The sequence below is a fragment of the Streptomyces sp. NPDC058291 genome, assembly GCF_042880855.1.
Lineage (GTDB): Bacteria > Actinomycetota > Actinomycetes > Streptomycetales > Streptomycetaceae > Streptomyces.
This window is the reverse complement of the sequence record NZ_JBHVYK010000150.1, coordinates 1-1,358: the sequence shown is the minus strand read 5'-3', so window position 1 is coordinate 1,358 and position 1,358 is coordinate 1. Positions and strand designations below refer to the sequence as shown.

The 1,358-nt window shown below is 75.0% G+C and carries 1 protein-coding gene; it reads left to right on the top strand.

Translation table 11 applies throughout. The annotated features are described in order from the left end of the window. Nucleotides 1–276: 276 nt before the first annotated feature. Nucleotides 277–1,358 (top strand): RNA polymerase sigma factor (locus ACFVYK_RS37200; RefSeq protein WP_389781164.1); only part of this gene is annotated, 1,082 nt, incomplete at its 3' end.

Sequence of the window (1,358 nt, the reverse complement as noted above, 5' to 3'; positions counted from 1 at the left end):
CTTTGAGGGGGGTCGGGGTGGGGGGGGGGGGGGGAGCGGGCGCGCACCCGCCCCGCTCTGTCTCGCCGGACATACGGGGACACGGCACCCGGGAGTGCCAACTCCTCTGCAAGCCAAGGGCGTTGAACCTTCCCCGTTAGAGTGGAAGGCAGTACGGGTGTGCGACAAGTCCCCACGGACGAGTGGGCGGCCCGCCGCACGGGGTCCTGGCCAAAAGCACCTGTGGCACTCTGACCCGGTGGTCGGGACTGGTGGGGCAGGCGGGGGCTTTCCGCGATGAGCGTTGACGGTCGGGACGAGCAGGTGCCGAGCCAGGGCGGCCGCACGGGGGGTCGGGCGGGCGAACCCGTCGCCCCTGCTCCGGGCGGGCCGTCGCAGGAGACGGTCCCGGCGCAGCGCGAATGGCGCGCGGACGACATCCTGCCGCCGCCACGCGACCTGCCGCCCTCCGACACCGATCTGATCGGCCGGATGCGCTCGGGCGACGACACGGCGTACGAGGAGCTGTACCGGCGCCATGCCGACGCCGTGCGCCGCTACGCCCGCACCTGCTGCCGGGACGCGCACACCGCCGACGACCTCACCGCCGAGGTCTTCGCCCGCATGCTCCAGGCGGTGCGCGGCGGCTCCGGGCCCGAGTACGCCGTCCGCGCCTATCTCCTCACCTGCGTGCGGCGCGCGGCCGCCGACTGGGCCCGGTCGGCCAAACGGGAACAGCTCGTCGACGACTTCGCGGTGTTCGCCGCGCAGTCCGCCCGTTCGTCGGACGTCACCGACGACAGGGGGGCCGTCGGCTCCTTCGGGTCGGGGCTGGAACTGGGCGCCGATGTGCGCGCGATGCACGAGGCCGAGCAGTCGATGGCCGTGCAGGCCTTCCGCTCGCTGCCCGAGCGCTGGCAGGCCGTCCTGTGGCACACCGAGGTCGAGGACGAGTCGCCGAGCGAGGTCGCCCTGCTCTTCGGCCTGGACGCCAACGGCACGCGCGTGCTGGCCAGCCGGGCCCGCGAGGGACTCAAGCAGGCCTACCTCCAGGCCCATGTCAGCGCCACCCTCACCAGCGACCAGGAGTGCGCCCGCTACGCCGACCAGCTCGGCGCCTACGCCCGCCGCCGGCTGCGCACCCGCGCCGAACGCGGGCTGCGCAAGCACCTGGAGGAGTGCGCCAAGTGCCGGCTGGCCGCCCTGCAGATCGAGGAAGTGGCCGGCAGCATCCCCGCCGTCGTTCCGGTCGCCGTCATCGGCTGGTTCGGGGCGGCCGGGTACGCAAAGGCGCTCGCGCTCGTCGCCGGCACCGCGGGAGCGGGCGCCGCGGGAGCGGGCGCCGCGGGAGCGGGCGCCGGGGGAGCGGGCGCCGCGGG